At 46.6% G+C, this 24,964-nt stretch carries 20 protein-coding genes and 1 riboswitch; of the genes, 6 read left to right on the forward strand and 14 right to left on the reverse strand.

The window, feature by feature from the left end:
* The first annotated feature begins 137 nt into the window (after positions 1–137).
* Positions 138–1,727 (forward strand): response regulator transcription factor, encoded by a 1,590-nt coding sequence (locus tag C6P39_RS08735; protein ID WP_104803501.1) that lies wholly within the window; start codon positions 138–140, stop codon positions 1,725–1,727.
* Positions 1,728–1,741: 14 nt separating this feature from the next.
* Complete coding sequence (locus C6P39_RS08740; RefSeq protein ID WP_104803502.1) at positions 1,742–3,589, forward strand: sensor histidine kinase; 1,848 nt, start codon at positions 1,742–1,744, stop codon at positions 3,587–3,589.
* Positions 3,590–3,718: 129 nt separating this feature from the next.
* On the opposite strand, the gene C6P39_RS08745 is transcribed toward C6P39_RS08740, so the two are convergent.
* The 6 genes from C6P39_RS08745 to C6P39_RS08770 form a co-directional block, all read right to left on the reverse strand.
* Positions 3,719–5,479, reverse strand: a complete 1,761-nt coding sequence (locus tag C6P39_RS08745; RefSeq protein ID WP_095174505.1) for a type 2 periplasmic-binding domain-containing protein — start codon at positions 5,477–5,479, stop codon at positions 3,719–3,721.
* A 37-nt stretch (positions 5,480–5,516) separates the two neighbouring features.
* Complete coding sequence (locus C6P39_RS08750; protein WP_095174504.1) at positions 5,517–6,389, reverse strand: carbohydrate ABC transporter permease; 873 nt, start codon at positions 6,387–6,389, stop codon at positions 5,517–5,519.
* A 9-nt stretch (positions 6,390–6,398) separates the two neighbouring features.
* Positions 6,399–7,316 (reverse strand): ABC transporter permease subunit, encoded by a 918-nt coding sequence (locus tag C6P39_RS08755; protein ID WP_095174503.1) that lies wholly within the window; start codon positions 7,314–7,316, stop codon positions 6,399–6,401.
* A 463-nt stretch (positions 7,317–7,779) separates the two neighbouring features.
* Positions 7,780–8,658, reverse strand: coding sequence for a hypothetical protein (locus C6P39_RS08760; protein ID WP_095174502.1), 879 nt, complete (start codon positions 8,656–8,658; stop codon positions 7,780–7,782).
* A gap of 432 nt (positions 8,659–9,090) precedes the next feature.
* Positions 9,091–9,780 carry a response regulator transcription factor gene (locus C6P39_RS08765; protein ID WP_065543989.1) on the reverse strand — a complete coding sequence of 230 codons (690 nt, stop codon included), beginning with the start codon at positions 9,778–9,780 and terminating at the stop codon, positions 9,091–9,093.
* Entirely contained in the window at positions 9,773–11,269 is a 1,497-nt protein-coding gene (locus tag C6P39_RS08770) for a sensor histidine kinase (RefSeq protein WP_104803503.1), read from the reverse strand. Before C6P39_RS08770 ends, C6P39_RS08765 begins: the two co-directional genes overlap by 8 nt.
* Positions 11,270–11,525: 256 nt before the next feature.
* Here C6P39_RS08770 and C6P39_RS08775 point away from each other — a divergent pair, with 256 nt between their 5' ends.
* Entirely contained in the window at positions 11,526–12,920 is a 1,395-nt protein-coding gene (locus C6P39_RS08775) for an ATP-binding protein (protein ID WP_104803504.1), read from the forward strand.
* 115 nt (positions 12,921–13,035) lie between these two features.
* Entirely contained in the window at positions 13,036–13,281 is a 246-nt protein-coding gene (locus C6P39_RS08780) for a helix-turn-helix transcriptional regulator (RefSeq protein ID WP_026255486.1), read from the forward strand.
* A 215-nt stretch (positions 13,282–13,496) separates the two neighbouring features.
* On the opposite strand, the gene metK is transcribed toward C6P39_RS08780, so the two are convergent.
* The 6 genes from metK to C6P39_RS08810 form a co-directional block, all read right to left on the reverse strand.
* Complete coding sequence (gene metK, locus C6P39_RS08785; RefSeq protein ID WP_104803505.1) at positions 13,497–14,684, reverse strand: methionine adenosyltransferase; 1,188 nt, start codon at positions 14,682–14,684, stop codon at positions 13,497–13,499.
* A 156-nt stretch (positions 14,685–14,840) separates the two neighbouring features.
* Positions 14,841–14,941: riboswitch (SAM riboswitch) on the reverse strand.
* A 74-nt stretch (positions 14,942–15,015) separates the two neighbouring features.
* On the reverse strand, positions 15,016–15,786 hold the full coding sequence (locus tag C6P39_RS08790; RefSeq protein WP_095174498.1) for an SDR family NAD(P)-dependent oxidoreductase: 771 nt from the start codon (positions 15,784–15,786) through the stop codon (positions 15,016–15,018).
* A 4-nt stretch (positions 15,787–15,790) separates the two neighbouring features.
* Positions 15,791–17,512 carry a dihydroxy-acid dehydratase gene (gene ilvD / locus C6P39_RS08795; RefSeq protein WP_104803506.1) on the reverse strand — a complete coding sequence of 574 codons (1,722 nt, stop codon included), beginning with the start codon at positions 17,510–17,512 and terminating at the stop codon, positions 15,791–15,793.
* Positions 17,513–17,779: 267 nt separating this feature from the next.
* The gene (locus tag C6P39_RS08800) at positions 17,780–18,475 is read right to left on the reverse strand and encodes a FadR/GntR family transcriptional regulator (RefSeq protein WP_104803507.1); all 696 of its coding nucleotides are present in this window, start codon (positions 18,473–18,475) and stop codon (positions 17,780–17,782) included.
* A gap of 438 nt (positions 18,476–18,913) precedes the next feature.
* Complete coding sequence (locus C6P39_RS08805) at positions 18,914–20,317, reverse strand: GntP family permease (protein WP_104803508.1); 1,404 nt, start codon at positions 20,315–20,317, stop codon at positions 18,914–18,916.
* A gap of 209 nt (positions 20,318–20,526) precedes the next feature.
* Positions 20,527–21,219 (reverse strand): GntR family transcriptional regulator, encoded by a 693-nt coding sequence (locus C6P39_RS08810; protein ID WP_242986998.1) that lies wholly within the window; start codon positions 21,217–21,219, stop codon positions 20,527–20,529.
* A 353-nt stretch (positions 21,220–21,572) separates the two neighbouring features.
* Here C6P39_RS08810 and C6P39_RS08815 point away from each other — a divergent pair, with 353 nt between their 5' ends.
* The gene (locus C6P39_RS08815) at positions 21,573–22,595 is read left to right on the forward strand and encodes a zinc-binding alcohol dehydrogenase family protein (protein WP_158661511.1); all 1,023 of its coding nucleotides are present in this window, start codon (positions 21,573–21,575) and stop codon (positions 22,593–22,595) included.
* 39 nt (positions 22,596–22,634) lie between these two features.
* Positions 22,635–23,903 (forward strand): lactate racemase domain-containing protein, encoded by a 1,269-nt coding sequence (locus C6P39_RS08820; RefSeq protein ID WP_104803510.1) that lies wholly within the window; start codon positions 22,635–22,637, stop codon positions 23,901–23,903.
* Between the two features lie 59 nt (positions 23,904–23,962).
* On the opposite strand, the gene C6P39_RS08825 is transcribed toward C6P39_RS08820, so the two are convergent.
* Positions 23,963–24,331 (reverse strand): YkvA family protein, encoded by a 369-nt coding sequence (locus C6P39_RS08825; RefSeq protein WP_104803511.1) that lies wholly within the window; start codon positions 24,329–24,331, stop codon positions 23,963–23,965.
* Positions 24,332–24,394: 63 nt separating this feature from the next.
* The gene (locus C6P39_RS08830) at positions 24,395–24,946 is read right to left on the reverse strand and encodes a DUF2284 domain-containing protein (protein WP_158661512.1); all 552 of its coding nucleotides are present in this window, start codon (positions 24,944–24,946) and stop codon (positions 24,395–24,397) included.
* Between the last annotated feature and the right edge of the window lie 18 nt (positions 24,947–24,964).

A 24,964-nucleotide genomic window follows, 5' to 3' on the forward strand; every position in this document is an offset into this window, starting at 1 on the left:
TTATTTTCCCTATTCTTGATATACTAAATCTATCACGCAGTTACCATTCACAGCGCCGGACCCGCCAAAGGCATTTTTCTGTCCGGCCTGTGCTTAACTGTCCTATTATTTCTGAGAAAAGTACGGGGGATTTACACATGTATAAGGTACTGATCGCCGAGGATGAAATGCTGGTCCGCACCGGGATCCGCGCATCCATCGACTGGGAAAAATTCAATATGTATGTAGTGGATGAGGCAGCCGACGGGCAGACTGCCTGGGAACTTTATGAGCAGCATCAGCCCGATCTGGTACTCACTGACATCAAAATGCCTTTTATGGATGGCATCGAACTTATCCGTAAGATCCGGGATACCGGCAGCCACACAGAGATCATCATCCTGTCCTGTCTGGATGACTTTTCCCTTGCAAGAGAAGCCATCCGGCTGGGTGTAAGCGGCTATATCCTGAAACTTACTATGACCACACAGGAGATGGAAGAGGTCCTGAAAAATGCCTGCCGGTCCTTGGATAAAGTCACAAAACCCAAAAGCAGTTCCGTGGCTCCTGTGAACATCTATGATGTTCTGGAACACAGCCTGCTGAGCCATCTTACATACAATATCCCATCCCTGTCCGAATGCCTGTCCACCCTGCAGGAATACTCCGTCACCATCCAGCCCCACGATCTGGTAACCGCACTGATGGTGGTTGACCAGTACGAACAGCTTCAGGACTTATACCAGGACAGCCATGGGCAGCTTATTCAGTTCTCTCTTCTGAATATCATGAATGAGATCCTGACAAAGACCGGATCAGGACTTGTGGTACATGAGTCAGGTTCCCGCTATCTGCTTCTCTTTTACAATGAGAAGGAGACCCGTTCCTTTCATCTGATCACAGGCGTGCTGGATGAGATCCAGACTGTGCTGAAGAACTATTTCAATGTCACCCCGCATTTCTGTATCAGTGAAATGACCCAGGACCTTTCCCGCCTGCGGATCCTGTATCAGCAGTGCCACCTGCTGGAAGAGCAGGAATTCTTCCTTTTCCCGGGTTCCGTGAACCATTATGACAGTTCTTGGAAAACCTCTCTGTGTCAGGCATTGCTCACACGTACCAGACATACCCTGAACACTTTCATGGACCCCGGCTTCACATCCGGTTTCCTCCTGCAGCCACTGGAAAAGCAGCTCAAGGAAGAACTCTCGTCAAAAGCGGTGCTGAATATTTTTTATGACAGTTATATTGTCTACCTGCACAACCAATGCCCCAGTGATGACGACTCTTATACATGGGTGCGGGATTTTCTGCAGGCACTCTCTGCCTGTAAAAACTATTATGAGATGCTGGAACAGTTTGTGGCACATGCACAGAAGCTGGAAAGATTATCCCGGGAGCGCATGTCCTGCAGCCGCGAGATCCTCCAGGCCCTGCAGTTCCTTCAAAATAATTACAACCGCCAGATCACTCTGAATGAGGTGTCCAACCTGGTCGGACTGAGCCCTAACTACTTCAGCAGTATCTTTAAAAAAGAGCTGGGGACATCCTTTTTGGAGTATCTGAACCGTTACCGTATTGAAAAGTCCATGAAACTTCTGCAGAATACTTCCATGAAATCCTACGAAATAGCCTATGCATGCGGATTCTCTGATGAGGGCTATTACGGAAAGACCTTTAAGAAGTTTACAGGCAAGACACCCAATGAATATAAAAAATCCTGTGTTTTCACTACATCCACTGAGTAAAGGAGTACCTGTCCATGTTCCGACTGCTGAAAGACAAAGCCATCAGCCTGAAACTGAAATCCAAACTGATCCTGTCGTTTATGCTTACAAGCGTGTTTATCCTTCTGCTGTTTGCCCTGTTCTTTTACCGTTATACCTCCACCACGCTCCTGCAGCAGTCAGAAAAAGCCACGCTCAGCTCCCTGTCACAGCTTGAGGTCAATCTCACCACTGTATTGAACACAGTAAACACCGTGAGCAGGAACATCCTGGTATCCTCCTACTTCTCCGAAGAAATGAAGCTGGATCAAATCAACTCCCCGGACGATGTGCAGTTTGTCAACGATGTATACGACTATTTTTCCGAAATGATGACAAGCTATGACTACATACATTCCATTCTCTATTACGGAGACGACGGTGTGATCATCGGTTCCAGTGACAATAAGAATTATTTTAACTTTGACAGGAACCTGTCTAACTTTTTCTACCGGACCCCACTGAAAAAGGACCTGGAAGAGAATGGGGGCCCCGTGGTATGCGGCAGTCTGAGATACAGTGATTTCTTCGGCGGAACCTATTCCGGCAAAATGGATACCCGCTACATCACCCTGGGCAGAAGGCTTCAGACCATCGGACAGACCTCGGGCTATGTAGTCATCAACATCCGGGAATCTTATCTCCGCTCCCTATATCATGATGACAAGAAAAATGTCTCAGGGGAAAGCCTGCTGCTGGATGCCCACAGCCTTGTCATCTCCTCCGAAAACAAGAAGCTTATCGGTACAAAAGCATTGACCAGTCCGCTGGATACGGACAACACCGTACACCTTACCCTGTCTCTGGGGGACAATGATCTTCTGAATAAAAACAACCAGATCATCTATTATCCCTATGAACATTACGGATTGTCCATTATCTATGAAATGCCCTATGACATCCTTTTTGAAAATATACATCAGTTAAAGGTCCTGCTCATCACACTGCTGGCTGTCTTTCTTGTCCTGGCCCTGATCATCAGCCTGTTTTGGATCTATGCCATCACCAAACCGCTCAACAGCCTGATCGCTGCCATGAAGACCATGGGAAGCGGGCAGATCGGCATTAAAATGGAGGCTGCCGAGGCATCGGACTTTAAATTTCTTACAGACCAGTTCAATCAAATGTCACAGAACATCCGACATCTGATAGATGAAAATGAGACCATACAGGAGGAGCGCCATGAACTTGCCGTGCAGAATCTGCAGAATCAGCTCAGCCCCCATTTTCTTTACAATACGCTGAACACTATCAAATGGATGGCCATTGTGAGCAAAGCTACAAATGTGGCCGACTGTGTAACAGCCCTGGGCAATCTTCTGCAGCCCCTTTTCAGGAATACAAAGACTACCTGGCCTCTACAGGACGAACTGAATTACCTGAAAAACTATCTGTGTATTATGAATTACCGGACAGGGACCCCCATTGATTTTTCATCTGAGATCGACCCGTCCATCCTGCCCTGCCTTATGCCAAAATTTATCCTGCAGCCTTTACTGGAGAATGCCATTTCCCATCAGAACCCTTCCCCGGAGGTAAAAAACGCCATTACCCTTACCGGGTATCGGAAGGACAATATCATTGTCCTGGTCCTGAAGGATAACGGACTGGGGATTGCCCCTGACAGACTGAGGATCCTACAGGAACTTTTGGCCTCCAATGAGGACTGCACCAAACCTCTTGACCGGGCATCCCTGCCCCAGGGGATCGGCATCGGCATCCTGAACACCAACCGCCGCATCAAGCTCCAGTACGGCAATGCCTGTGGGCTTACCGTCACTTCAAAAGAAGGTTCCGGCACTTCCCTCACACTGACGCTTGTCAACGTGACCGAGGGAATGTAAAAATAATTCCCGGCCGTGCCGCTGCTAGTAAAAAGGCACTGCCCTACCAAAGCGTGTCTGGACACGCCCCAGGGCAGCGCCTTAAAAGGGCCGTAACCGTACAGTACCCTCACAGTTACAAAGGGCCTTCTATTTATCCGCAAATTCCTTTGCTGTCTTCTGTGCTTCGGACCAGATGCCTTCCATCTCTTCCACTACATCTGCATATCCTTTTTCCTCCACTGACTGTATAAAGGATGCTTTCTTTGCTTCAAAATCTTTAGGGTCTGACATGATCACATCCGCAACGCCCACTTTTACATACTCATCTACCTGGGCGGACAAATTCTTTGTCTCGTCAGAAGGTTCCTTGATAAGATTGGGTGTCAGATCCACTTCTGTGCTCAGCTTATATTCACCGGACGCAATCTTGGATTCAATGACCTGTCCCGGATACTGCGCATCCGCAACACCGCTGTCCGCAATGAATATCTCATCAATCTTGGTTGTTGACTTCTTAACTTCCTCTGCTGCCTTTAACAGGCTGGCCGGATAACCGTCAGATAAGATCTGGCTGGAACTGAGGCCTGAAAGCTTGGTATAGGCAAAGCCTTCGCTCTGCGCATAGGTTGCATTGGCAGCCACACCGTCACGGTACTCTTTTGTCATCTGCGGAACACCGTCCACTTCTTCCCAGTGCACGCCCTCAACACCGCTGTTCAGAAGCCTTGCACCTTCCTCGCTGAACAGATAATCAATCATCTCAATAGCCTTTACCGGGTCCTCGCAGTTCTTTGTCAGAGCCAGAGGATAATCCTGCGCCCATCCGAAGGGTTTGTCGCCGTCATAAGCGCCGTACATATAGTCCAGGCCCGTAGGAACGATCTCAAATCCTTTTTCCGGTGTTCCGGCTGCGGCATAAGCGTCATTTGCCGTGTTATAAAGCCAGTTGGCATAGGTCACAAAGGTCTGTCCGTTCTTCAGTTTATCCATATAGTTGTCATATTTCTGCGTGAAGATTTCAGGATCCAGGATTCCCATGTTGTATGCCTTATTATAAAATTCCATACAATTCCAGAACGGCTCGGAATAGTAGGTTGCCAATGGCTCTTTATTTACCATGTCATAGCACATGCCGTAGGACCAGTTTGTAACCCCTGACATAGCCTGATAAGGAATGGTCCACATCCAGAGTCCCCAGTCACTCCATCCTGAAATAGCATAGGTCTTATTTCCGTTCTCTGTCTCCGGCTCTGCGTCCTGCATAGCCTTTAACGCTTCCAGATAATCGTCTGTACTCTTGATCTCCGGCGAACCGATTTCCTTATACAAGTCATATCTGGTATACAGTGCCAGATTGGCACCGGAACGGTCCACTACCTTCGTATCTGTTGCCTTATTGATCTGAACGGGAAGATAATACAGTTTCCCGTCATTGCTCAGGAACTCTTTGGAGTATTCAATGGCATCTGCAAATTTTTCCTTGATATTCGGCGCATGTTCCTCGATCAGGTCATCCAGAGCAATGAGCTGTCCGCTCTGTAAAAGCGCCTGGGCATCCACGCCCAAATCCCCATAATTACTGTTTACAATACCCGGAAGGTCACCGCCTGCCAGCAGCACTTTAAACTTCTGTGCATCACCGTTAATGACATTCAGACGCACCCCTGTCTTTTCCGCAATGGCATCCGCGATGGTGGTATTCTGAGGCCCTGTCTCCAATGCATCTTTATCCCAGAAGGTGATCTCCACTTCACCGTCTGCACTGCTCTCTTTTCCCTCTTCCTGTTTTTCCGTATTTTTTCCGGTGTCTTTTTTACTCTCGTCTTTTCCCCCGCATCCTGCAAGCATGGACACTGCCATAGCTGTACTTAAAAATATGGCAGAAAGTCTCTTCATTCTTTTTTTCATACTCATTCTCCTTGATCCTGTATTTTTTTCGCTGCACTCATCCCTTGACTGCCCCCATCATGATGCCCTTTACAAAATGTTTCTGCAGAAATGGATATACACACATGATCGGTACGGTTGCGATTACCGTAATGCACATTTTAATTGCCATTGGCGTGATTTTTACAGCATTTGCTGTGTCAGCCATGGTCTGTGATGATACGTTGGCCACATTTTGGGCCTGATTGATGTAATTGTAAAGTATCATCTGCATTGTCTGTAAATTTTCGTCATTTACTAAGAAGTAATTATCTGTCCAGTTGTTCCACTGCGCCACAGCGGCATAGATAGCAATCGTAGCCACAATGGGCTTACACAGCGGGAAGATAATGGAGCAAAATATCCTGAAATAACCGGCCCCGTCAATTCTCGCTGACTCCTCCATGGAAATGGGCAGAGACTCCATATACGTCTTGATCAGAATCATATAATATGCGGAAACTGCTGTGGGAAGGATATACAGTAAAAAATTATCCTTCAGCCCATATGCCCGCATGGTCAGATACCAGGGTATCAGCCCGGCATTAATATACATTGTGATAACAAAAAAGCGGTAAACAAATTTTCTTGCAAACATCTCCTGCTTTGTCACCAGATACGCCAGAAAGGACGTACATACCACTGTCAGCCCAGTTCCTAAAACAGTTCTCGCCACAGAAATCCCAAAGGCTCCCACGATATTGTTCAGAGAAAAAAGCGTCTTATAGGTCTGGAGGGAAAAGCCCTTTGGCAGCAGAACCACCTTGGATGCCAGCTCCGGATTACTGATGGAATAAATGACCACGTAGTAAAACGGATAGATACAGGCAATCATGATTAGGATAAACAGCAGGTAAATGATTGCGTCAAATACTGTGAATTTCTGTTTCATTTTTTCCTCCTATACGATTGACTCGCCTCTGACTTTTTTGGAAAGCTGGTTTGCCCCAAACAGCATGGTCACACTGAAGAGTGTCTTCAGCATACCCAGCACCGTTGAATAGGAGTAGTCATTGATCAGGATACCTACTTTATAGACATAATAATCAAGGACCTCGATCCTGTCCGCAACCAATGGGTTGAAGAATACAAAATACTGGTCAAACCCGTTGTTCAGAAGATTACTGATACTCAGCAGTAAAAGTACAAAGAAGGTAGGATACAGGCTTGGAATCGTGATATTTTTGATCAGTTGGAACCTGTTAGCCCCATCCACCCTGGCCGCCTCGTAGAGTTCGGCGTCAATACCGGCAATCGCCGCTATGTAGATGATCCCATTCCACCCCACTGATTTCCAGATACCCAGAATCCACTGCATCCACCATACCGCATCATTCTCTCCCAGGATATTTGTAAAAGCCTTTGTTGAACCCAGCATTTTCAGGACATTGGAGATCAGTCCTTCATTGGAAAACACCGCAAAACTCAGTGCAAATACAATGATCCAGCTTATAAAATATGGCAGCGTGGTTGTGGTCTGTACGAATTTCTTAAAAAACGGCCTCCGTATCTCATTTAAAAATATAGCAAAAAACATAGGTATCGGTGCCGCAAGCAGTCCCAGACCGCTCATAACCAGCGTATTGCGCAGGACTCTTGACAAATCTCTCCAATCACTGAAGATTTTCATAAAATTTTTAAGTCCCACAAACTCCATATCACTCAGCGCCAATCCCGGCTTATAGTCAAAAAAGCCATACATCCAGCCAAATATAGGTACATAAGCAAATGCAAATACAAAGATTATGAAGGGCAGGGCCATGAAAAAAAGCCTGTACTTTGGTTTTATCTTTCCAGCCCTAAATTTTCCCAATTTCATTCCTCCTCTCTTATTTTATACGCTCCGGATTCGTATCTCTTGTTGATGGTTCTATTATATTGTCCGGGAGGGGGGTGTCTCAATGGAGAGAATTATGATTTTCGGGAGAATGTTCGACTGTTAGAATAGATGATTTTAGGGAAACAGAAATTGATTTATTGATATAATAAAAAAATAGGGGGATTTTATGATTTTTAGGAAATTTATTGAATTGTTATACTTAGATTTGATGTTAAAACGAAACGACACAGTAAGTCTGCCATTTCCTGTGCTGACTGTAAGGGGAACTGAATCCGCCGGGCAGCCTTTTCTACGTGCACACATAAATGTCAAAAGGCGGGAAACCGCACCATAAAATCTTATTTTTCGGCAAACCCTCTGCCGCTTATTCTTATTTATGTGCGCACACGCAGAAAAAATAAATAGGATTCACTGGAAAGCATGTGTCTGTATCAATAATGTTTCAGGAATTCTTCAATACCTCTATGATTTTCGCAATCTCCTCCTGGCTTTCCTCTAACTCTTCAGCGATTGCCTCTATGGATTTTCCCTTTTTCAGTTTCTTCTGCACCAAGTCCAGCAGCTTTTTCCGCTGGCCTTCCTGTTCCCCAGCCGCATATGCCTCCTCACGCTGTACTTCCAGGTCCAGATCATAATCATATTCTGCTATCAGCATATTCACCACCTCACTGCCTTTCTTCCTCAGATAATCTGCCAATATGCCTGCCTCTATACATTCCTCTATGGCTCTCTTGTACGCATCAGGACTGCCCGTCAGCTGATGTTTTCTCAAAACCTCTACAAATTCACTGTACTCCCTCAGTATGTCACACTTATCCAGAATTTCATGACCTTTCTCCGGGTTAATATTGATGACTTTTACACAGAGTTCCAGCATGGGATTTCCATCCTTCTGCGCATACGCATCGGAGAGACGCAGTATCTTCTCCTTCGCCCAGTGTTCTTTCCCATTATAAAACGTATAAAACTCAGGACTCGGAATCCTCACCGCCCTTTTCCTGTAACGGTCACGCACCGGAACGATCTGTTCTAACGCCCGTCCTATATACAACAGGTCTCTCAGCGGCATATTTTCATTTATAGTGGACTGATGCTCTGCGAAAACAATAACTTTGTCCTCAATACCAAAGGATATGTCGTTGTAGAAATTCATATAGAGTACATCTTCTACCCTGATTTTTTGTACTCTGGTTCCCACCGGCAGGACTTCCTCATGCAGTGCATTGTACAGTGAAATCTCGTTCTCCTCCGCGGATTCATCCTCAAAGAACAAGTCCACAAATACACTATTCTTGTATTTCCGGTTCTCTTTTGCTGCCATAAATGCCCTCCCTTTACATGTCATATGACAAAAGGAAGGCTTTCTTCTATAGTTTAGTATAGAAAAAACCAATAGATTATTCAAGACCTTCCCCTGAAAAATGACTGTTATTTAGTTTTAAATATGGTAATTTCGGGGGAATTCCCCATTTGACGGCCTCACGGCCAAAAATATAAACATAGGATTCATGAAATAATTTTTCATGAGTGAATTTAGTATAACATAAGAAGATCATGCTTTCAACAACAATCTCGTTAACAAATAGCAGAGGTCACGCTCTGCAAGGCGCTGGCTAACCCGGGATTTGACTTTGTACCACCCGATACCCCTTTGTTAAAGCACCTCGGGATAGAGACTGTAACCGTAAACAAAATGCATCCATAAGATTCCCCTATGAATGCACCTGTTCCCGTTATACGGACCTCCGTATCTTTAAACCTTAAAGCGATACCCCACACCCCATATAGTCTCAATATACTGGGGTTTGGCTGTATTAAATTCAATCTTCTCACGAATCTTCTTAATATGCACCGTCACAGTTGCAATGTCTCCAATAGACTCCATCGCCCAAATTTCCTTGAACAGTTCGTCCTTTGTGAACACCCTGTTAGGGTTCTGTGCCAGGAAGGTGAGCAGATCAAACTCTTTGGTAGTAAAATTCTTCTCCTCACCGTTGATCCACACACGCCTTGCGGTCTTATCAATCTTCAGGCCCCGGATCTCGATGATGTCATTCTCCTGCACACCGGTCCCTATGAGCCTCTCATATCTGGCAAGATGGGCTTTTACCCTGGCCACCAGCTCACTTGGGCTGAATGGCTTTGTCATATAGTCATCTGCACCCAGACCCAGGCCGCGGATCTTATCTATATCATCCTTTTTGGCGGACACCATAATGACAGGATTATTCTTTACGTTCCTGATTTCACGGCAGATTTCAAAACCGTCCACCTCCGGAAGCATCAAATCCAGGATAAACAGGTCATAACTGCCCTCCAGGGCTTTTTTTAGCCCCACGTCGCCGCGGTGCTCAATCTCCACCTCGAAACCGCTCAGCTCCAGATAATCCTTCTCAAGGTCAGCTATTGCCTCCTCGTCTTCAATAATTAAAATCTTACTCATTAATTGGTACCTCCTGGTATTTTCTAAGAACGAAGTACATCACCGTTCCTATATTCTCCTTGCTCGTTGCCCAGACTTTTCCGCCGTGATCCTCCATAACCTTCTTGACTATGGAAAGACCGATCCCGCTTCCCCCCTTGGAAGAATTCCTGGAGGCGTCTGTGCGGTAAAACCTGTCGAAAATATTGGGCAGGTCTTTGGCTGCAATTCCTTTTCCGTTGTCCTCAATCTCCACCTGGACAAAATCGCCTACGTCCTTCACCCGCAGGTTGATCCTCCGCTCTCTGCTGCTGTCCATGTATTTGAGGGAGTTGCTCACAATATTGTTTATAACCCTCTTAATCTGCTCCGCATCAGCAATGACAAGCACCCCAGGTCCCACATAATTGGAATACTGGAACTGTACAGATTTAGACTCCAATTCAGAATCCAGCTCCTCTGCACAGTCATCAAAAAATTCAGTAACGGAAATCTTGTTGAATGTGTATGGGATTCTGTTGGTATCCATCTTGGAATAAAAAGTCAGCTCATTGATCAGCCTGTCCATGTCATTAGCCTTATTATAGATTGTGTGGATATATCTGTCCATCTTTTCCGGCGTATTTGCCACGCCATCCATAATTCCCTCCACATATCCCTTGATGGCTGTAATCGGTGTCTTCAGATCATGGGAAATGTTGCTGATCAGTTCCTTATTATCCTTGTCAAATTCCAGCTTCTCCTCCGCATTTTCTTTCAGCCTCTGCCTCATGGCTTCAAAATCCTGACATAAGTCAGATATCTCATTGACACCCTCGCTGGCAATGGAGAAATCCAGGTTTCCCTCCTTGATCTTCTGGGTGGCTGTCCGCAGCTTATCAAGAGGTGAGATAACGCCCCGGTAGATCCACCAGGTAAGCCCAAATGCTGTGATCGTAAGGATTATAACCACAGCCGCCAGCATATTCCGAATCAGCTCCTCAATCTGGGGCAGTGTCTTAAACACACTGGAAACCACAAAGAGGCTGCCTTTCCCGTGTTCGCTGGTCTCAAAATCAATCTGCTTTACCAAAGCTTTTATTTTGCCGCCCAGGTAAAATCCGTCACTGCTGTCACTGCTGTCGTCCTTATAATCCGGCAGTCTGCTGATCAGCTCCGACGGGTAGGGATCACATCCTATATATCTTATCTTATCATCTTCCCGCACAATAAGATAGGAGTGAACCTGCTCCAATTCCTTATTTACAGAATCCAAATATTCTATATTTTCCAAATCTTTTGGGGATTCCTTGGCTGCCTCTGACAACCGGCCAATCGTGCCGCTCGTCATGCTGTTGATCACTTCTGCCGTGTTGGTCAGGCTTTCATATGTGGCATTCTCAATTCCATACTGTTTTTCTATGGCCTTGAGCTGATACTGGCTGAATCCCCAGAATGCCACACCGGTAAACAGCAGAGGCTCCAGTATGATGATAAAAAAAGAAACGATGATCCTTGTCTTTAATTTCATGTTCCGGCACCTTTCTGTCCTCGTCTATTGCTTTTTCAGCCAAACAGGCTCTAATACAAATACCCGGAAACGGGCATAATGTCTTCTGGTAAATATTATAGCATAATTTTACACATTTTCTTCTAAACAAAAGTGAATCAAATCTAAACTTTCTATAAAAAACCTTACAAAATGCTTTGACTTTACCTGAAACACCTTCTAAAATATAAACAAACAGCTACCGCGGCCCGTCCGCAGAATATACCGAGGAGATATTATGTTTTTAGATAAAGATAACCATCTTGCAAAATTAAATGAACTGTATGGGCAGAACTGTTTTCAGTCTGCAGCCATCTACTGTGATGCCGGTATGGGAAAGACTACCCTTCTCAGACAATTTTCTGCCGGCAAGCGGACTTTGTACTTTAAGCCTTTAGAGACTACGGACAATGAAAACTTCCTGGCATTAAAAGAAGAAGCCATCCGCGTACTTGGCCCATTAGAAAAATTGAAAGCTGCCAAAAGATTCGCGGAACTGTTCCGCACCATCGGAAAATCCGCCAGAGAGGAATCTCTTGTCTTTATTATTGACGATTATCCACATCTGATCAATAAAAACAGGAGACTTTCCACATTGATCCAATCCTATATGACAAAAGAGTGGAAAAACTCCCGGCTTTTTATTATTTTATGTAAACCCGCCTCCCTTTACGAAAAAGAACAGCTCCAGACTGCCCACCCTCTGCTCCTGAAACCCTTCACCTTTTTCGAGACACGCCAGCTCTTCCGCCATCTCCCCGTGGAACAGCAGATCTGCATCTTCGGCATAACAGGAGGGGTTCCCGGCTATCTGGCCTATTTTGTCAATGACAAGCCTTTTCAGGAAAACCTGTATCAATTATTTTTCACGGAGGAGGGTGCGCTTTACCGCCGCCCCACAAAATTTTTGAAGGTGCATTTGTCTGAACCTGAATTGGCCCACTCTGCTCTTTTGTGCCTGGGCGCCAAAAGGCGGAAACTGCACGAGATCTGTGAGCGCACGGAACTGACTCCCAGCGCTGCGGGAAGTCTCATGAACACATTGGATCTGTTAGGCCTGGTGGATAAGATAATCCCCGTCACCGAAGACGCGGGAAGCCGCAGGACCCTCTACCGGACCTCTGACGGCGTATTCCGTTTCTGGTATACTTTTGCTGCCCCGCACCGCAGTGCCATTGAGATGGGATACGGTAGAGAGGTATTTGACAAGGAAGTCCTTCCTTTCCTGGACCGCTACTCTAAAGAAACATTTGAAGATATCTGCAGACAATATCTGGATCTCATAAGCAGCCTCGGCCAGGCTCCGTTTCCTTTTGACCATGCAGGAAGCTGGTGGGGACAGCACCCAACCAGAAAGCGTACGGAGTATGTACCTATTGCCGCCGCTGACGACAGTAATATATTGCTTGGTGACTGCTTCTGGACAGATGAATGGATCGACCTGGATGGCCTGCAGAGTCTTCAGAAACATGCCAGCCTTTTTCCGCACAGTACAATCTGGTATTATCTTTTTGCCAAATCGGACTTTGTCTCAGGTATGGAAACGATTTACGGGGACACTGTAAAGGTCTTCACTTTGGAACAGATGTGTACCTGTGCAGATGCCGCGATCTGCACACCTGATATCTGCTAAATTTGGCAAAATAGGTGCACATGATAACTGCCGTTTTATAAATGTCAATTACCAGTTCGTTTTTATCAAGTTTCCTTTTGGATATACTTAAAAGAAAAAAGGAGACACGGCAGTTATGGACGAGAAAAGAGAACGCCAGTTTCGGGAGCTGGGACTGACTATATCGTATTACCGGAAACTGAAAGGGCTCACACAATTACAGCTAGCAAATGCCGTAGGCCTGAGCCGTACCCATATCAGTAATATCGAGGCTCCCAGGATCAAAACTTCCCTTTCCCTGGAAAGTCTGTTTGATATTGCAGATGCCCTGGACATCCAGCCCAGAGATTTGTTCAATTTCCGGGAACAGCAGCAGCAGTAAAAAAGGTTCCGCATTCCTCTGTACAGTGAATGCGGAACCTTTTTATTCATGGCCACAGAACGATCTATGGTTTCTTATAAATATTTGTAGCTGTTCAGTACCTCACAGTTACAGGCAAAAATCCATGCAGAATCGCCTTTGGCGATGGGATTTTTGCTTGGCTGCGGAATACTTTCTTACGGTCAGCGCAATGAATGCGCAGACCTACTGAATAGTTACAAATATTTCTTTAAATCCTCTGCCTTGTCCAGTCTTTCCCAGGGAAGATCCAGGTCATTTCTTCCAAAATGTCCGTAAGCTGCGGTCTGTTTGTAGATCGGACGTCTCAGATCCAGCATTTTGATAATTCCCGCCGGTCTCAGATCAAAGTTTCCCCGCACGATCTCGGTCAGCTTCTGGTCTGAAAGTTTTCCTGTGCCAAAGGTTTCCACCTGGATTGATGTGGGATGTGCCACGCCGATAGCATAGGAAAGCTGGATCTCACATTTTCTTGCCAGCCCTGCTGCCACCATGTTCTTAGCCACATAGCGCGCCGCATATGCTGCAGAACGGTCCACCTTGGTACAGTCTTTACCGGAAAACGCTCCGCCGCCGTGACGTGCGTATCCGCCGTAAGTATCTACTATGATCTTACGCCCTGTAAGACCGCTGTCCCCGTGAGGGCCGCCGATCACAAAACGTCCTGTGGGATTAATGAAGAACTTTGTCTCCCCATCCACCATATGTGCAGGAAGAATGGGATCGAACACATATTTTTTAATATCCTCATGAATCTGTTCCTGGGTCACATCCGGGTCATGCTGTGTGGAAAGTACCACTGCATCCAGGCGGATAGGGCGGTCATTCTCATCATACTCCACAGTTACCTGTGTCTTTCCGTCCGGTCTTAAATAGGTCAGTGTACCGTCTTTTCTCACCTTAGTGAGCTGGCGTGATAATTTATGGGCAAGGGAGATGGGATACGGCATAAACTCCTCTGTCTCATCTGTGGCAAATCCATACATCATACCCTGGTCACCGGCGCCGATGGCGTCGATCTCGGCTTCAGACATGTTGTTTTCTTTTGCCTCCAGAGCCTTGTCCACACCAAGAGCAATGTCCTTTGACTGCTCATCAATGGTAGTGATGACACCGCAGGTTTCAGCATCAAAACCATATTTTGCTCTGGTATATCCAATCTCGCGGACAGTCTCCCTAACGATCTTAGGAATATCAACATAGGCATTTGTAGTGATTTCGCCCATTACCATAACCATACCTGTTGTGGTGCAGGTCTCACAAGCCACGCGGCTCATGGGGTCTTTTTCCATCAATGCATCCAGAATGGCATCAGAGATGGCATCGCACATTTTATCCGGATGGCCTTCAGTTACTGATTCGGAAGTAAATAATCTTTTTTCCATGTTTTTCTCCTTTTATAAGATTGTTTATCCTGCGGCGGCATATACCGCCAGTGACATACTCCTGACAGAGATATAAACTTTTGTCCCGCTTCAGGACCATTCAGCAAAACAAAAAAAGGTCCGCATAAGCGGACCCATATCTTACATAAATGAATCCTCTTATTGTTCGACTACTTCGCTCAGGTTGGCACCTTCCTTCTGCAAGGGGTTGCCGTGACTTCACAGATCCTATGTATCTCCATCACTCTGAATAAGAGAAATTATAACCTATTCACTTGTCTCATATACGATAACGCTTTTTTACTTGTTTGTCAATGGGTAACTCCGGAATTTATTTTACCAAATACCCACCATCCACCGGAATCACCGCACCGCTCACATAATCACTTGCATGGGAGGCCAAAAAGATAGCAGCTCCCTTCATATCATCACCGGTTCCCCAGCGGTGTGCCGGGATCCTCTCAGATATGGATGCAAACCTGGGATTCTCCGGGTCCATGAGCGCCTTGTTCATCTCAGTAGCCATATAGCCCGGCGCAATGGCATTCACATTGATCCCTCTTGCCAGCCAGTCATTGGTGAGTTCCTTGGTAAGCTGTGCCACACCGCCTTTTGACGCTGCATATGCCGGGATGGTCTGTCCGCCGAAGAAAGAATTCATGGATGCGATATTGATGATCTTGCCATATCCCTTTTTCAGCATCACCTTGGCCGCTTCCTGGCAGAGGATAAAGATACTGGTCAGGTTCACACGGATGACCTCATCCCACTCTTCCATGGGGAATTCCTCCGCGCTGTGGCGCCTCTGGATCCCGTGAGCCGTGAGGAGGATATCCACCTCACCGCCCAGCTTCTCCAAGCACTCACGGAATACACGGTAAATGTCCTGCCTGTCCCCCAGGTTTCCCTTGACGCCATGACATTTGAATCCCCGGTCCTTAAACTCCCCGGCCACCCGGTACACACTGTCAGAGGTTCCTACGATCACCACCTCGCAACCTGCCTCCATATATCCTTCTGCCATTCCATAGCCCAGGCCTCTGGTCCCGCCTGTCACGATCGCCTTTTTTCCGCTGATATCAAACAAATCCTGTGCATGCATCCTTTTACTCCATGTATCCGCCCTTCATAGGAGAGACGGCCCTTTCTGAAAAGATTTTTAATACACCTTTCTCATATTTCACCGGCTTAGGCTGCCACTTGCTTCTGCGCTCTTTTAAAACAGTCTCTATCTCTTCCGGAGTTTTCTTCTCCCCGGCAATCCCCACTATACGGAGCACACGGTTTGGAATATTTACCTCGATCAGGTCACCCTCCTCAACCAGTGCAATGGGGCCGCCCTCCGCTGCTTCCGGGGAGATATGTCCGATAGCCGGTCCCTTGGATGCACCTGAAAATCTGCCGTCTGTGAGAAGGGCAATGGATGCACCCAGTTCTGCGTCAGACGCAATGGCTTCCGTGGTATAGAACATTTCCGGCATACCGCTTCCCTTTGGTCCCTCATAACGGATGATCACCGCATCTCCCGGTTTGATCTCATGGGTCAGCACCGCATGGATGGCATCCTCCTCACAGTCAAAGGGACGTGCTTTCAGAGTCGCCTCAAACATTTCCTTAGGCACTACGGTATGTTTTACCACTGCCCCCTCAGGCGCCAGGTTGCCATAGAGGATCGCAATACTTCCGTCTGTTCCGAATGGTTTGTCAAAGGGACGGATCACATCCTCTCTCTTCAGACCTACCTGCTCCAGATATTTGTCACATTTATTATAAAATCCGTTCTTTTTCAGTTCTTCCAGGTTTTCGCCCAGCGTCTTGCCTGTGACAGTCATGACATCCAGATGGAGCATATCTTTGATCTCTTCCATAATTGTGGGAACGCCGCCTGCATAATAGAAGAACTGTGCAGGCCACTCTCCTGCGGGGCGGATGTTCAGCAGGTAATGCGCACCCCTGTGCAGCCGGTCAAAGGTATCCCCGTCAATCTCTATGCCAAATTCTCTGGCGATGGCCGGAAGATGAAGCAGGGAGTTCGTGGAGCCGGAGATGGCAGCATGTACCATAATGGCATTCTCAAAGGATTTCATCGTCACGATCTTATCCGGTGTCAGGTCATGTTCTGCCAGCCACACGGACTGTTTTCCGGCCTCCCTGGCAACTGTGCGCAGGTCCTTGCTGGTAGCGGGCATAAGAGCGCTTCCCGGCAGCATCAGGCCCAGTGCCTCTGCCATGATCTGCATGGTGGAAGCTGTTCCCATAAAAGAGCAGGCACCGCAGGAAGGACATGCATTCTGTTTGTAAAAAGTCAATTTTTCCTGTGTGATCTCCCCGCGCTCGCACATGGCATTATACATACCGATCTGCTCCAGGGTCAGAAGGTCAGGACCTGCGTCCATGACACCGCCGGTCACGATAATGGACGGAATATTGACCCTTCCCACCCCCATCAGATGTGCAGGCATGCCCTTGTCACAGCTTGCCACAAAAACACCGCCGTCAAAAGGTGTGGCATTGGCATGAATCTCGATCATATTGGCGATCATATCTCTGGACGCCAGGGAATAGTTGATCCCATCGTGGCCCTGGGCTTCTCCGTCACAGATATCTGTGGTGAAATACCTGGCACCGTGTCCGCCTGCCTCTGCAACGCCTGCCCTTACTTCCTCCACAAGCTCCATAAGGTGCCCGCTGCCGGGATGGCTGTCACCAAAGGTACTTTCAATCATAATCTGCGGTTTTGATAAATCCTCCAGTTTCCATCCGGTCCCCAGACGGAGCGGGTCTAATTCCGGTGCAATTTTTCTTAATTCCTGGCTTCTTAATTTCATAATCGTTCTCCTTTGATTAAATGGATCTAATGAATCGCTGCTTGATTTGGAATGGTATATTTCTGTCTTTTCAAGACATCATACGTCGTATCTGTTTGTATAGTACCACTTCTTTCCTCCGAGGTCAATAGGCCCGCTTATTTTATCCCTTTTGCTTATTTTTACCCTTTTATATTTATGCAATTTTCACAAAAATACAGCCCCATAACAATCCGGGAAGGACCGCTCTTGCAGTCCGTTCCGTACAACAAAAAAATTCCGGGCTGACTAAAGCCCGGAAAGTCTTTCTATTTTATCCTGATTACTTGCCAGATGCTCTATCATGGCATCCTTTGCCGCCTGAGGACAGCGCGCCCTGATGGCATCCACGATCATCTGGTGGGTGCGGACGGTTTCCTTTGTCAGAGAATAATCCGTTATGTTTATAAAAAGGGAAATACCTGTCTGGATCACAGGAATGATATTTGGCATGATCATATTTTTGCTCATCTTTGCCAGCATTTCATGGAACTCAATATCCTTGTGCATATGAGGCTCCTCTTTATCACAAAGCTCCTTCACCTCATCCTCAATTCTCTGCAGTTCTTCTATTTCCTCAGCTGTTGCCCGCTCCGCTGCCAATGCCGCAATCTCCGGCTCAATTATCATACGGACCTCACACAGATCAAGGCCAAGTCTTTTCTTGTCTTTCACAAAAGCAAATCCCAGGGGGTCATCCACAACACCCGGCTTTTCACAGACAAAGGTTCCGCAGCCACGGCGGATCTCCAGTATATTCCTGGAAACAAGAATCTTAACAGCCTCCCGTATGGTGCCTCTTCCCACAGATAACTGCTGTGCCATATCAAATTCATTTGGCAGCTTATCACCGGCCTTCAGCTCCCTGTCCGCGATCAGGCTGATGATCTGCTCTGCCACTCTCTCTGGCAGTAGTTTTTTACTCTCATTCAACGACTCTAACATATATTTTTACCTCTTTGATCATTTAGTAACTCTTCGGTGCTCTCACAGTTCCCACATTGGCCAGGAGGCCAATCAGCTTGTATAACAGTTATGAACGGATATTTGCACATGTTTTTATATGCCCTGCACGGACACTGCTTGTCGAAGGTTTTCTGCATTTTTCAGCATTTGTTTACATATTATAGCACGTTCGTTTAAAGAAAGTCTACCTGGCACTGCATATAAATCAGATTCTTCCAGCAGGATGTTACTGTTCACTCCGTGTCCAGTAACACGCTTTGCGATGCACAGATATGGAGCATTCTGCATGAAAACACCTGGCGGGATAGTGGCCTGAGAACAGTAACGGCAGGATTCATTGTTTCTCCTTTGTGATAAAAAATGCCGCCCGGAGGGCATCTTCCCTCGGGCGGCATCTATGGCCTTATATGTTCACACTTACATCATAAGTCCCGGCAGGAAGCCCTGGAACAGAGAAAGTATGGATACAAATATCAGGATCGCCACACCGGCAACAAAACCGCCGATACTCCATCCACGGATGGTATCCGTTACAGAGATCTTAAAGAACCGGCTGATCGCCCAGAATCCGGAGTCGTTCGGCAGTGAAAGGCCGATACCGCCTGCACAGATAGCGATCGCACACAGGATCGGGGATACACCGCCGGATGCAATTGTGCTGGACATAATGGCTGCTGTTGTCATAAGAGCAACGGTTGTGGAACCCTGTGCACAGCGGATGATCTGTGCGATCAGGAAACACAGTACCAGGATCGGGATGCTGAACTGTGACAGAGAACCTGCAACATAATCAGCAATACCGGTAGCCTGCAGAACTTTACCGAAAGCTCCGCCTGCACCTGTGATCAGCAGGATCAAACCTACCTGGTCAGCAGCTTCTGTCATAATGTCTGTAGCTGTCTTTGTTATGTATTTTCTGGAGATGACTGCGGCGTAGATAACACCTGCCATCATAGCAAAGTTTTTGTTTCCGATAAATGTGACAAACGGAACGATCGCTGCATCTTTGCCAACTGCCAGCGGAACAAAGCTTCCCAGCAGAATCAGGACGATCGGAACCAGGAGGATAGAAAGTGCTTTTCCTGCGCTCATTTTTGCGCGTTCCTTTCCTTTTCCTTTGCCGCTCTTGGACATTTCTGCCTCTTCCTCATCTAAATCTTCAAAGGTGTAGAAGTGGTTGTTCTTCTGATCCTGTTTGTTCAGAATAGAACCATAAAAGATACCGCCCACGATCATTCCCACAAAAGCGGAGATCAATGCATAGAAGAAGAAAATACCAATCTCAATATTCAGCTCTTCAGCAACTGCCAGAGGCGGTGCTGTGGGGAGCACTAATGCGAAGGTACAAGTGGTAGCAACAGAGATCGCACAGGCAAACGTTACCATGGAAATCTTTGTTTTCTTGGAAAGTACACGGAGCATGGGGGCAAACATGATGTAAACCACATCGCCGAACACCGGAATACCTGTGATAAAACCTGAAAGCGCAACAGCGATGGGGGATTTCTTCTCGCCGAACGCACCTAAGATCTTATTGGAAATTGACTCGATTCCGCCGGACTCAAACATGAACTTACCCAGCATTACACCAAGACCTGTTACCATACCGATACCGCCCAGTGTACCACCGAAACCGTCTGTAACGGTCTGTGCCACATCAGCCAGCGGCATATTTACCAGCACACCTGTGCCAAATGCAGTAAGCAATAATGCCACAAAAGCATTCAGCTTAAATTTAATGATCAACAACAATAAAACGGCGATCGCCAGAATAAAAATACCTATCAGCAATGGCCCTGTTACCATTTCTCCTGAAAACATATACGTTTTCCTCCTTTTTCCCTTTTCCTGTTATCCCTGTCACTTCTTTTACAAGTAATAACACGTATGACCTCTCATCCATTCCATAAATCGACTATAACAAATCAGACGTCACACGTCAAGAGCAAATATAAATTATGTGAGATTATTATAAATTTTAAATAAACTTTTTGTGCATATTTTATACACACCCGCGCTTTATTGCTGTGCTAGCAGAAATACTCCGGGTATTTTTCAAGTATTTCCTGAAAATGTCTCCGGTAGGTGCCCAGGTGCCTGTCATAAAAGTCTTTCAGATCAAAATCCACGGAGAGGCCCAGCAGCAGCATATGATATATATCTTTGTGTTCCTGATGTATGGCTGCAAGGTCCGTCTTATTCATGATCGCGTCCAGATAGCGCACTCTGTCATAGTGGGAGCTGACTTTTTTCATGGCATACCAGGTCTTCTGCTTCCCTGCCATTTCATAGATCAGATGATGAAATTCATCATCAAGTTTAAAGAACGGGTCTATTTTCTCCTCATTCTCCAGGGCTGCCTTTTGTCTGTTCAGGTTCTCCTTCAGGACCATCATTCCCTCCTCCCGGAGATTACCCGCGATCTGGCGGATGATCTCCGGTTCTATCACAGACCTGAGAAAATACCCTTCCTTCAATATATCTATATGTATCATGGATACCCTGGAGCCGCTTTGAGGGAAAACGTCCACAAGAGATTCTTCCTTTAACATAATGATGGCTTCATGGATAGGTGTTCTGCTGATCCCCAGCAGTTCTGTCAGTTCCCCTTCATTTAATGTGGTCCCGGGCATGAGCTGCAGTGTCATAATATTACTTCGCAGCAGCCTGTAGGCATATTCCCGGTTGTTTTCCTTTGCTCTTTTTTCTGATATTTTCATCATCTCGGTCCCCCTGTTATCTGTCCTCTGTTTACTGAAGCGTAACACACCGCAAACATCTCGTCAACTTCTGCAGGCCGCAGGACAGAGGACGTCATACGTTTTGTGAATTCTATACAGAAATTCCATTTATATGTTGGCACTTTTTCATATTGTACTTTGCTTCTGCATTTGTTATAGTTATGCCAAGACAACTGATATATCAATTTATTCCATTCATCCATTCCATCTCGGCCGGTTTTCTTAAACATCATGAAAACAGCAGCCGTCAATTAATATATCAGTTACGCCGCAAGAAACGGGGCGTGTTCTCTATCAACTTTTTATTTTCCAAACAAAAGGAGTGTTCTAATCAAATGAAAGCTATAAAAGTAATCGAACCATTTAAGGTTGAAATCGTCGATGTTCCAAAACCTGAGATCAAAAATAAAGATGATGTGATCGTTCGCATTACGTCCGGCGGTATCTGCGGCTCTGACATCGGTATATATAACGGCACCAACTCACTGGCAACTTACCCACGGCTGATCGGACATGAGTTCGGCGGTATTGTAACAGAGGTGGGCCAGGATGTAACTGCCGTAAAAGTAGGCGACAAGGTTGCCGTTGACCCGGTTGTAAGCTGCGGACACTGCTATGCCTGCAAGATCGGACGCCACAACGTATGCTCTACTTTGGAAGTTATGGGTGTTCACAGAGACGGCGGATTTGCAGAGTTCGTATGTGCTCCCGAATCCAATATCCACAAATTTCACAAGGATTTTGACGAATCTTTCCTTGGTCTGGTTGAGCCATTCACCATCGGTGTGGAGATCAACAGAAGAGGGCAGATCACAAAAGGGGATAAAGTTCTCATCATGGGTTCCGGTCCTATCGGTATTGCGGCCATGCAGGTTGCCAAGAGAAACGGCGCTGAAGTCATCATGACAGACCTGGTAAAGGAACGTCTGGACAAAGCCCTTTCCATGGGTGCAGATGAAGTGGTCCTGGTATCAGAGGAGAATCTGGAGGAGCGCCTCCTGAAGTTTACAGACGGTGAAGGTATCCCGGTCATTGTGGATACGGTCTGCATCCCTTCTTCTTTTGAGCAGAGTGTACAGCTGGCCTGCCCGGCAGGACGTATCGTGGTCCTGGGACTGAAAAACGTACCTTCCCAGATCACAATGGCTGACATCACCAAAAAGGAACTGACCATAGCCGGCTCCCGCCTGAACAACAACTGTTTCGATGAAGTCATCGCAGGCTTTGAGGACGGCACCCTGCATCCGGAACAGCTCATGACAAAATCCTATAATTACAAAGATGTTATGGAAGCCCTGACTATGATCACAGAGCATCCCCAGGATGTGCTTAAGCTGGTTCTGAAATTTGAAGACTAGTACTGGACTAATCCCTTTGATGGAAAACAGGAGGAATCTATGAACGAGATATACCTGACAAACGAAACTTCCGGCATCTCTCCAGCTGAAGTGGAGAAATGCATGGATGAACTGCTGGCCCAGTATCCCGGACTGAAAAAAGTCCTGATCATACCGCCGGACTTCACCCGCTGCTACTCCTACGCCGGGGAACTGACCCAGGTCCTCTATAAAAAACTCTCCCCCACCGCCACTGTACATGTAATGCCCGCCCTGGGCACCCACATGGCTATGGACGGGGAGGAAAAAGAAAAGATGTTCGGCAATGTCGTGCCGGAGGAAGCATTTTTAGTGCATCACTGGCAGACAGACACCGTTTCTATCGGAAAAGTGCCACAGGAAGTCATTGAGGAAATATCCGGCGGTCTGTATTCCACGGATATTGAAGTGGAAGTCAATGAAAAGCTCATAAACGGCGGGTACGACTTGATCCTCTCCATCGGTCAGGTGGTGCCACACGAGGTTGTGGGCATGGCAAACTACAGCAAAAACATTTTTGTAGGTGTAGGCGGACGCCAGATGATCAATAAATCCCACATGCTCAGTGCCATATGCGGCATGGAAAAAGCCCTGGGTGTTGCGGACTCCCCCGCGCGGAAAGTCTTTGACTACGCCCAGCAGCATTTCCTGGACGGAAAACTTCCCCTGGTATATATCCAGACTGTCACCACTTTAAAGGATGAGGAAATCTGCCTGAACGGACTTTACACCGGACCTTCCAGAAAACCCTTTGAGCTTGCAGTGGAGCTTTCCGGCAAACTGAACATCTGCCATGTGGAGCGCAGGGCAAAAAAACTTGTTACTTATCTGGACCCATATGAGCTGAAGACAACGTGGGTGGGGAACAAAGGTATCTACCGGACAAGAATGGCTGTGGCTGACGGCGGAGATTTGATCATCCTGGCTCCCGGCGTCAAAGCCTTCGGTGAAAATGAAGAGATGGACAACATGACCAGGACTTACGGTTATAAGGGACGTGACTATGTACTGAAGCTGTTCAATGAAGGGGCCTTTGAGAACAGGATCATGGCTGCCGCCCATCTGATCCAGGGCTCTTCTGACGGACGGTTCAACATCACTTACTGTACAAAGCCGGAGAATCTTTCAAAAGAAGAGATTGAAAGCGTTGGCTATCAGTGGATGGATTATGAGGACGCTGCGTCCCTGTACGATCCGGATACTCTTCATGACGGATGGAACACTCTGGAGAACGGGGAAGAAATCTATTTTGTAAAAACCCCTGCCTTAGGACTTTGGAAAGTGGATTGATACTGACAGCAGAAGGCGCCGTTTCCCATGAAACGGCGCCTTCTGCTGTAAAGTTCCTTTTAAAACCATATGGCTCTTACGATCATCCATAGGAGCAACAGCCATATCATAACGATAGGGATTGCAAAATACCAGCGCTTCGGCTTTCCGTCCTTCCACATTTCTGCGGACCGGGTACAGCTCCGCTGCCATACCTCCTTCGGTATCAGTTTAACGGTTAATACTATCATTGCAGGCAGCAAGATCACATCATCCAAATATCCAAGAACCGGTATGAAGTCCGGTATAAGATCAATTGGAGAGAGGGCATAACCCAAAGTGATACCAGCCGCCAGTTTTGCTAAAACAGGTGTCTCTTTATCTTTCAATGCTAAAAAGACTGCCGGTATATCAGACTTTAATTTTTTTGCCCTTTCTTTTAAGTCCATAGGCTTCTGCCTCCGTTATATACAATCTCATGACCTTATCCGGATTTCTTTTGGTTCCCCAATTCACTTTTTATCATAGAGGTAGATACTGAAAAAGGAAACGATATCTCCATTCCACTGCATATCCATGTTACAGTGCTTTGCCATTTTAGCTGCGTCTATGCAGTAGGCGGACAGGCAGGAAAATCTTTTCTGCTCCTGGACGCATGGCTCTCCTGCCGGCATCTTACATTCCTCACACATATTGCACGGTCCGCACATAACATACATGCCGTTATCATCCAGGCCGTTCTTTCTCAGCGCTTCCACAGTACGGAGCGTCATCCTGGTATGTATTTTTTTAATTTGTTTTGTCTCAGCATCATCAAATATATTATTTACCGGTGTTCTGGACTGGAAAACCACTGCTTTTTTATACTGCATGACCCGGTTCTCCATTTCCTCGGGAGTTCCGCAGTAGGGAGGACATCCATAATTATTTCCATAGTTCCCACAGTCATTCTGCTCACAAAACATACGAAATTCATGTTCAAATTCCAAATCCTCTGTACTCATCACGGCTGCTTTTGCAAACCCCGCTTCCTCAGCTGCTGCAATCATATCCTCTTCCCGCATATTACTGATTCTCCCTTC

The sequence above is a fragment of the Blautia marasmi genome (assembly GCF_900258535.1).
Classification (GTDB): domain Bacteria; phylum Bacillota; class Clostridia; order Lachnospirales; family Lachnospiraceae; genus Blautia; species Blautia hominis.